This is a genomic window from Bradyrhizobium sp. AUGA SZCCT0160, assembly GCF_018130105.1.
GTDB lineage: Bacteria > Pseudomonadota > Alphaproteobacteria > Rhizobiales > Xanthobacteraceae > Bradyrhizobium.
In genome coordinates this window covers 120,627-129,499 of sequence record NZ_JAFCMD010000023.1, presented here as the reverse complement: position 1 = coordinate 129,499, position 8,873 = coordinate 120,627, and the positions used below count along the sequence as shown (strand labels likewise).

General features: G+C 64.4%; 5 protein-coding genes. All 5 read right to left on the bottom strand.

Annotation, left to right across the window (positions count from 1 at the left end):
• Nucleotides 1-479: 479 nt before the first annotated feature.
• Nucleotides 480-2,633 carry an NAD-dependent DNA ligase LigA gene (gene ligA / locus JQ558_RS29810; RefSeq protein WP_212296003.1) on the bottom strand — a complete coding sequence of 718 codons (2,154 nt, stop codon included), beginning with the start codon at nt 2,631-2,633 and terminating at the stop codon, nt 480-482.
• Nucleotides 2,634-2,648: 15 nt separating this feature from the next.
• Nucleotides 2,649-4,322 (bottom strand): DNA repair protein RecN, encoded by a 1,674-nt coding sequence (gene recN, locus JQ558_RS29805; protein ID WP_212296002.1) that lies wholly within the window; start codon nt 4,320-4,322, stop codon nt 2,649-2,651.
• 112 nt (nt 4,323-4,434) lie between these two features.
• The gene (locus JQ558_RS29800; protein ID WP_212211574.1) at nt 4,435-5,334 is read right to left on the bottom strand and encodes an outer membrane protein assembly factor BamD; all 900 of its coding nucleotides are present in this window, start codon (nt 5,332-5,334) and stop codon (nt 4,435-4,437) included.
• A 330-nt stretch (nt 5,335-5,664) separates the two neighbouring features.
• Complete coding sequence (gene lpxC, locus JQ558_RS29795; RefSeq protein ID WP_212211575.1) at nt 5,665-6,618, bottom strand: UDP-3-O-acyl-N-acetylglucosamine deacetylase; 954 nt, start codon at nt 6,616-6,618, stop codon at nt 5,665-5,667.
• Between the two features lie 351 nt (nt 6,619-6,969).
• Nucleotides 6,970-8,766: a cell division protein FtsZ gene (gene ftsZ / locus JQ558_RS29790; protein WP_212296001.1), complete on the bottom strand. Its 1,797-nt coding sequence runs from the start codon at nt 8,764-8,766 to the stop codon at nt 6,970-6,972.
• Nucleotides 8,767-8,873: the final 107 nt, after the last annotated feature.

Below are 8,873 nucleotides of genomic sequence, written 5' to 3'. Positions count from 1 at the left end.
TCTCCCCGGAGACGAGTTCTTGGTTGACTCCGTCGCTGCCGTTCCCGCTTGCGCTTCTCCGACAGCTTGACGCCTGCAACGGGTGCCAGGACCACACGGTTTTGCCGTACGCTTATCCACGCCGTCGTCTCAGCGTAAACCAGCGTCCACCGCAACCCGTCCAACGTCCGTGACGACGGCCGACGCCCTTCTGAGTAGGACGGGATGGCGATAGATGCGCACTGATTTGGGTCGGCCAACAACAGAAATATTTTTGATTTACGGAAGTTTTCCACTTGACACGATTTCCGCAAATCAGAACTGATTTGCCCGTCGGGTCTTTTTGTCGCATCTCTCTCCGTCATTGCGAGCCAACGGGTCGCGCGAATGCGCGCCCGATGACAGGCTCCGCGAAGCAATCCATTCCCCGGCTGGGCGCGCCATGGCTTGCTTCGCTGCGCTCGCAATGACGCGGAGAGGACGACGTCCAAATCAAGCTGTCATTCCCCGATCAGCGCCAGCCACTCGTCTTCCGTCAGCACGGCCACGCCCAGCTCACGCGCTTTTGTCAGCTTCGACCCGGCATCCTCGCCGGCGACGACATAGTCCGTCTTCTTCGACACCGAGCCCGCGACCTTGGCGCCGAGCCGTTCCGCCGCCGCCTTGGCTTCGTCGCGGGTGAATTTGGTCAGCGAGCCCGTGAACACCACGGTCTTGTCCGAAACCGGCGAGCTCTTGCGCGGCCGCTCGGCCGCCTTCACCTCGATCTCGCCCAGGAGTTCGCCGAGCGCCTTCACATTGCGCGGTTCGGCAAAGAACTCGACAACAGCTTCAGCCACGATTTCGCCGATACCGCCGATATTGTTGAGGTCCTGATAGGCCTCGGTGGTGTTCTCGTCATCCTTCGTGCCCTTGGCGGCCGCCAGCATCGCCTCGCGAAAATGATCGATCGTGTGGTAATGCCGCGCCAGCAATTTGGCATTACCCTCGCCGACATGGCGAATACCGAGCGCGAAGATCAGGCGATGCAGATCGATGCTGCGGCGGGCGTCGATCGCGTTGAACAGATTGCGCACCGAGGTCTCGCCATAGCCCTCGCGTTGCATCAGCTTGCTGGTGGAGCGGGCGTCGCGCTTCTGCAGCGTGAAGATGTCGACCGGCGACATCACGAGGCCCTCCTCGTAAAACTCCTGGATCTGCTTGTCGCCGAGGCCGTCGATATCGAACGCCAGCCGTGAGACGAAATGCTTCAGCCGCTCTGTCGCCTGCGCCGGGCAGATCAGGGCGCCGGTGCAGCGCCGCACGGCCTCATCTTCCTCGCGTACCGCATGGCTGCCGCACACCGGACAAACGTCCGGAAACTTGTACGGTTTTGCGTTCTTCGGCCGCTTGTCCATGACGACGCTGACGACCTGCGGGATCACGTCGCCGGCGCGCTGAACGACGACGGTGTCGCCAATGCGCAGGTCGACGCCGTCGCGGATCGGGTTGCCGTCGTTGCCGATGCCCTTGATGTAATCCTCATTGTGCAGCGTCGCGTTGGAAACAACGACACCGCCGACCGTGACCGGCTCGAGCCGCGCCACCGGGGTCAGCGCGCCGGTGCGGCCGACCTGGATGTCGATGCCGTTGAGGATCGTGGTCGCCTGCTCGGCCGCGAATTTGTGCGCGATCGCCCAGCGCGGGCTGCGCGACACGAAGCCGAGGCGATCCTGCCAGTCGAGCCGGTCGACCTTGTAGACCACGCCGTCGATATCGTAACCGAGCGTGGCGCGCTCCTCGCCGATCCTGCTGTAGAATTTGAGAACGTCATCGACATTCTTGCAAAGCTCGGTCCGCGGGTTGACGACAAAGCCGGCTTTGTCCATCCACTCCAGCATGCCGTGCTGCGTGTCGGCCGGCCGCTCGCTCATCTCACCCCAGGTATAGGCAAAGAATTTCAGCGGCCGCGACGCGGTGATCGAAACATCCTTCTGGCGCAGCGAGCCCGCCGCCGAATTGCGCGGATTGGCGAACACCGTGTCCTCGGCTTCCGCCTGCTTCTTGTTCAGCTCGAGAAAATCCTTCTTGAGCATGTAGACTTCGCCGCGCATTTCGCAGGCCGCCGGAATGTTGCGGCCCTTCAGGGTGTGCGGGATATCCTTGATGGTGCGGACATTGGCGGTGACGTCCTCGCCCGTAAAACCGTCGCCGCGGGTGGCGGCGCGGACCAGTTCGCCGTCCTCGTAGCGCAGCGACAGCGACAGGCCGTCGATCTTCGGCTCGGCGACCAGCGCCGGAATATGGTCGGCATCGAGCTTGAGAAAGCGCCTTATGCGATCGACGAATTCGGTGACGTCCTCGTCGCTGAAGGCGTTGCCGAGCGACAGCATGGGAACGGCGTGCTGCACTTTTGCGAACCCGCGCGCCGGTGCGGCGCCGACCTTTTGCGTCGGCGAATCCTTGCTGACGAGATCGGGAAACTTCGCCTCGATCGCAACCAGCCGCTGACGCAGCGCGTCGTAAGCCGCATCCGACACGGTCGGCGCGTCCTTCTGGTAGTAGCGCTCGTTATGGGCCTCGATCTCCAGCGAAAGCCTGACATGCTCGATCTTCGCCTGGGCCTTGGTGAGCTTGGCGACGTCAACGAGCGGCTTCTTTGCTTTTACAGCCATCGCACCACGCCGCCTTCACGCCGTCGCCGCGCGCAGCAGCCGGTCGGCGGCGGCGCGGGCTTCCGCGGTGATCTCCGCCCCCGCCAGCATCCGCGCGATCTCCTCGCGGCGGTGGTCGGCGGCGAGTGCGTTGACGCGGGTGGCGACGCGCTTGCCCTTGTCCATCGCGTCCTTGGAGATCAACAGATGATGGTTGGCGCGGGCGGCGACCTGCGGCGCGTGCGTCACCGCCATGACCTGGACCTTGCCGGCAAGCCGCGCCAGCCGGGCGCCGATCGCGTCCGCCACCGCACCGCCGACGCCGGTATCGATTTCGTCAAACACCAGCGTGGGCGCCGAGCCGCGGTCGGACAGCACCACCTTGAGCGCCAGCAAGAAGCGCGACAGCTCGCCGCCGGAGGCGACCTTCATCATCGGCCCCGGCTTGGTGCCGGGATTGGTCTGGACCCAGAACTCGACGCGATCGATACCCTGCGGGCCGGGCGATGCGGCGTCGGTTTCGACCTGCGCCGTGAATTTTGCACGTTCCAGTTTTAGCGGCGCCAGCTCGGCGTTGACGGCCTTGTTGAGCTTTTCCGACGATTTGGTGCGGGCGGTGGAAAGTTTGGTTGCTGCCGCGGCATAGCGCTTGTCGGCTTCATCGGCGGCGGCTTCCAGCTTCTTCAGTTGGTCCGCGCCGGCATCGATCAGCGCGACGTCGGAGGCATATTTCGCGGCCAGCGCGGCCAGCCCCTCGACCGGTGTCGAATATTTGCGCGATGCGGCGCGGAGCGCGAACAGGCGCTCCTCGATCCGCTCCAGCTCGGCCGGATCGAAATCGGCGGCAATCAGCGCGGCGCTGAGATGCTGATCGGCCTCCTCCAGCGCGTTGATCGCGATATCGATCGCCTTGACCGCGGGCTCGACCAGCGCCGGCGAATTGGCGGCACGGCGTTCCAGCCGCCGCACCGCAGCCGCCAGCGCCGGCACCGGCGAATGGTTGCCGCCGACGGCCTCCTGCGCCTCGCGCAGGTCACTGGCGATCTTTTCGCCCTGCATCATCGTGGTGCGGCGTTCGGCGAGCTCGGTTTCCTCGCCTTCCCGGGGCCGCAGCGCTTTCAATTCGTCGGAGGCATGGCGGAGGTAGTCGGCTTCGCGGGCGGCGCGCTCCATGCTGGCGCGGTGGGCGTCGAGCGCCGTGTTGGCGGTGCGCCTGAGATCCCACAGCACCTCCAGCCCGGTCACGTCTTTTTCGAGCCCAGCGAAGGCGTCGAGCAGCTGCCGGTGGGTCGAGGCGTCGACCAGCGCGCGTTCGTCGTGCTGGCCGTGGATTTCGACCAGCGCGGCACCGACGGCTTTGAGCGTCTGCACGCTGATCGACTGGTCGTTGATGAAGGCGCGGGTGCGCCCGTCGGCGAGCTGCACGCGGCGCAGGATCATCTCGCCGGTGTCGTCGAGACCGTTTTCGGAAAGGATCTTTGCGGCCGGATGGCCCTTGGGCACATCGAAGGTGGCGGTGACCTGGCCCTGCTCCACGCCATGGCGGACCAGCCCGGCGTCGCCGCGGCCGCCGAGCGCCAGCGCGAAAGCATCGAGCAGGATGGATTTGCCCGCGCCGGTCTCCCCGGTCAGCACCGCGAGGCCACGGGAAAACTCGATATCGAGCCGTTCGATCAGGACGATGTCACGGATCGACAGACGCGCCAGCATGCGAACTAAATTCCCATAGCGTTTTCACGCGAAGTGGGTACCGGTTCGCATGAAGAAAACGCGTCGAATCAAAGACTAGAGCCCGGTTCTGATTTAATCAGAACCGATGGCTCTAGCCGAGACCCATCTTCTTGAAGGCCCTGGAAATATAGGACCCCTGATTCTCGCTCGGCTCGAGACCGCCGGACTTTACTAGATTATAGGCGTCCTTGTACCAGCGGCTGTCAGGAAAATTGTGCCCAAGGACGGCGGCGGCGGTCTGCGCCTCGCCGACGATGCCGATCGCTATGTAGCCCTCGGTGAGGCGAAACAGCGCTTCCTCGACATGGCGGGTGGTCTGATAGCGGGTGACCACGGTCTTGAAGCGGTTGATCGCCGCGGTGTAGTCGCGCTTTTTCATGTAATAGCGGCCGACATCCATCTCCTTGCCGGCAAGCTGGTCACGCCCGCCTTCGAGCTTGGCCTTGGCGCTGGTGGCGTATTCCGAGGTCGGATACTTGCGAATCACCTCTTCGAGCGCGGCGATCGCCTTTTCGGTGCGCCCCTGATCGCGCGAAATATCCGGGATCTGGTCATAATGCGAAGCGGCGATCAGGTATTGCGCGTAGGCGGCGTCGGGGCTGCCCGGATGCAGCGTGACGTAACGGGTCGCCGCGCCAATGCAGCCGTCATAGTCGCCGGCTGAGTAGAACGAGTATGCCGACATCAGCAGCGATTTGCGCGCATAGTCGGAATAGGGATGCTGCCGGTCGACCTCTTCGAATTTCTTCGTCGCCGCCTTCGCATCCTTGCGCTGGTTCATCAGGTACAAGCCCTCATTGTAGAGCTTGTCCGCGGGCTCCTCGATGAAGGTGTCGTCCTTGGCGGTGAACTTGTCCCACAGCGAACCGGTGCCGCATCCGCTCAAGGGGACAGCCAGCGCGATCAGGCCCGCCGCCAGCCGGAGCGACCGGGCTGCCCGATGAAGGCCGGAAAGTTTGCGTGATTCGAGCGTCATACGCTGTGCCGACATGGAATGTGAGACCTGACGCCTTTAACGCAGTTGGTAGCTACGCAGTTGGTAGCGGTGCGGTTGGTGGTTGAGCCCGTCCATCCATGAACCGCGATCATGAACGCAATATTCCCCGTGCCCCAATATCCCGTAGCGCCAACATTTGCAGCGCCCCGTCTTGCAACCGCGGGCCTATCTAGCCGAAAAATGGTCCTTAACCAACCGAATACGCAGGCATTTCGCCCGGATTAAGGCGGCAAGACACCATCGTTACTAATTGTGGTTACTACGGAAATTGGGATGGACGGCTAGCAAGCCGGCTTCAGGACGTCTCGAAAACGAAATCGAAAGTCAGGAAACGTCCGGGCCATAGGCCGGGGCGACCATACCGCCGACCATGCCGGCGCCGGCTTCGACGCGGGGGCGGCGTGCCGGTTCGGCCTCGACCACCCGCCAGGCGCTGCGATCGGCCATCAGGGCCGTCAGCACCGCGTGGTTGAGCTTGTGGCCGCCACGCGACGATCGGTAGGCGCCGAGCAGCGGCAGGCCGGCCAGCGCGAGATCGCCGATCACGTCCAGCACCTTGTGGCGGGCGCATTCGTCGCTGTAGCGCAGGCCTTCGGTGTTGAGCAGACGGGTCTCGTCGAACACCACCGAATTCTCAAAGGACGCGCCGAGCGCGAAACCGGCGCTCCAGAGCCGCGCCACGTCATTCATGCAGCCGAAGGTCCGGGCGCGGGAAATCTCGCGGCGGAAGCTTTCGGGGTTCAGATCGAGCGAATAGCTCTGGCGGCCGATCACCGGATTGGCGAAGTCGATCTCGACCTCGGCGCGGAAACCGTTGGCATGGGGGCGCAGCTCGCCGAAGGAATCACCGAGCGAGACCTGCACCGGCTTCAGCACCTGGATGAAGCGGCGCGCGGCGGATTGCGTCACGATGCCTGCCTGATCGATGGCGGCAACGAAGGCAGCCGCGCTGCCGTCCATGATCGGAACTTCCGGGCCGTCGACTTCGATGGTGGCGTTATCGACACCCATGCCCCGCAGCGCAGCAAGCACATGCTCGGCGGTGGAAACCAGCGGGCCCTGGCGGTCGCCGAGTACGGTCGCAAAGTCGGTGGCAATCACGGATTCCGCGATCGCGGGAACTTCGCGGTCGGCATCGTCAAGACCGGTGCGGACAAAAATAAAACCTGCGTCGACAGGCGCAGGTCCGATGGTCAGATTTACCGGTATACCGGAATGAACGCCGACACCTGTCACGGTGGCTTGCGACCGAAGCGTTGTCTGACGGCTGAACTTCATTCGATAATCGCCCACTACCGACTTTACCAAAAGACAGGAACTGTTCGCTTTCGCGCCGAATCTGCTTCCGGTATCCCCAAGTCACGGCAGACCATAGTCACTGCCCCCTCGCGCACAACTCACGCTTTTTTACCGATTGTTACCCTATCTCTGCCGCATTCGCGCCAAGGCTTAACCAAATTCCGGCGTGGTCCGGCCTCGTTCCGGCGGCCGCATCAGATCACGGAATTCATAATTAATCATTTAATATCAGTGGCTTGATGACGAAGCTGTGACGCCTCGCACGGCATAAGAAAAAGGCCCCGGCTGAAACCGCCGGGGCCTTTTGGGTTGCCTGAATTGTAACAAACCTCAGTTGGACTGCCGCCGGAGGAAGGCCGGGATATCAAGATGGTCGTCGCCCTGTGGCGCGGCTGCAACAGGTGCGGGGCGACCATGGACGTCCAGACCCTGCGGCGCCGGACGGCGGGCATACTCCGATACCGGCTCGTTACCCATTTGCTGAGCGACGGAACGCTGCGGCTTGCGCTCGGGGAGCGGCGCCATCGCCGGACCGGAGGCGCGGGCTGCGATCGGCGGCTCGCTCTCTTCGTCGCGGCGGCCGAGGCCGACATTGGCGAGGCGCTGCAGCAGCGACAACCGGGTCTTCTGCGGATGCTCTTCTTCCTGCTCGCCGCGGGCCTGCCGGATTTCGGCCTGGGCCGGCATCGGAAGGTCCTCGAACTTGGGCATCCGCGGGCTGCGGGCGGGCGGACGTTCGGCCGCCTGCGGGATGAAGGTCTCCGGCAGCATAGCCTGCGCTTCCGGCTCGGCGCGGGCCGCCTCGTTATGATCGGGGAACAGCGACGGCTTCTGGGCGATCGGGCGAACCGTGACGTCGCCATAGGAGCCGGGCTGCAACGGCGCTTGGGCCTGCGGCACTTCCGGGGCGACGGCCGCGGCAATGGCGGCGAGCGCGGCACGCTCGACGCTGTTGGACGCGCGCTGCTGCGGGGCGACGGGAACCGGGGGCGGCGCGGCCTGCTGGGCGGCCGCGGGCGCCTCGAGCTTCTGGGCGCGGTCCGCAAGGCGCTGGTTGTCAGCACGCAGCCGTGCGGTGAGATCGGCCAGACGGGTGTCCGGCGTCGAGGCGGGCGCGTTGGTCACGACAGCGGCGGGCGCTGCCGCGTTGCGCGCGATCAGCGCCTGCTCGATGCCGGTGGCGACGACGGAGACGCGGATGACGCCGTCGAGGTTTTCGTCGAAGGTCGCGCCGACGATGATGTTGGCGTCCTGGTCGACTTCCTCGCGGATGCGGGTGGCGGCTTCGTCGACTTCGAACAGGGTCAGGTCCTTGCCGCCGGTGATCGAGATCAACAGGCCGCGGGCACCCTTCATCGACGAGTCGTCGATCAGCGGATTGGCGATCGCAGCTTCGGCCGCGGTCAGCGCGCGCTTCTCGCCGGTGGCTTCGCCGGTGCCCATCATCGCCTTGCCCATCTCCCGCATCACGGCGCGGACGTCGGCGAAGTCGAGGTTGATGAGGCCTTCCTTGACCATCAGGTCGGTGATGCAGGCGACGCCCGAGTAGAGCACCTGGTCAGCCATCGCGAAGGCGTCGGCGAAGGTGGTCTTTTCGTTGGCGACCCGGAACAGGTTCTGGTTCGGGATGATCAGGAGCGTGTCGACCACCTTGTGCAGCTCGGAAATGCCCGATTCGGCGGTGCGCATGCGGCGCTGGCCTTCGAAGTGGAACGGCTTTGTCACCACGCCGACGGTGAGGATGCCCATCTCGCGCGCGGTCTTGGCGATGACGGGGGCTGCACCGGTGCCGGTGCCGCCGCCCATGCCGGCGGTGACGAACACCATGTTGGCGCCGGTGAGATGATCGCGGAGCTCGTCGATGACCTCTTGCGCTGCGGCCGCGCCGACATCGGGCTGCGATCCGGCACCCAGGCCCTGGGTCACTTGCGTGCCCATCTGCACGATGCGCTGGGCCTTGGACATGGTGAGCGCCTGCGCGTCGGTATTAGCGACGACGAAATCGACGCCCTGCAACCCGGCAGTGATCATGTTGTTGACGGCATTGCCGCCTGCTCCACCGACGCCGAAGACGGTGATCCGCGGTTTCAGCTCGCTGATGTCAGGGGGTGTCAGATTGAGTGCCATGGTTGCCTCTCGATTATTACGCGCGCGTTGGTTCGCCCCGGCCGACGGCCGCGGGAGTGGGTGCAGGAGTTGGTGCAGGAGTTGGTGAATGTGAATGTCGTTTGGTA

Excerpts from the sequence above, each read along its gene's own strand:
- ligA (WP_212296003.1), bottom strand. The coding sequence starts at position 2,633 with ATGGCTGTAAAAGCAAAGAAGCCGCTCGTTGACGTCGCCAAGCTCACC.
- recN (WP_212296002.1), bottom strand. The coding sequence starts at position 4,322 with ATGCTGGCGCGTCTGTCGATCCGTGACATCGTCCTGATCGAACGGCTC.
- JQ558_RS29800 (WP_212211574.1), bottom strand. The coding sequence starts at position 5,334 with ATGTCGGCACAGCGTATGACGCTCGAATCACGCAAACTTTCCGGCCTT.
- lpxC (WP_212211575.1), bottom strand. The coding sequence starts at position 6,618 with ATGAAGTTCAGCCGTCAGACAACGCTTCGGTCGCAAGCCACCGTGACA.
- ftsZ (WP_212296001.1), bottom strand. The coding sequence starts at position 8,766 with ATGGCACTCAATCTGACACCCCCTGACATCAGCGAGCTGAAACCGCGG.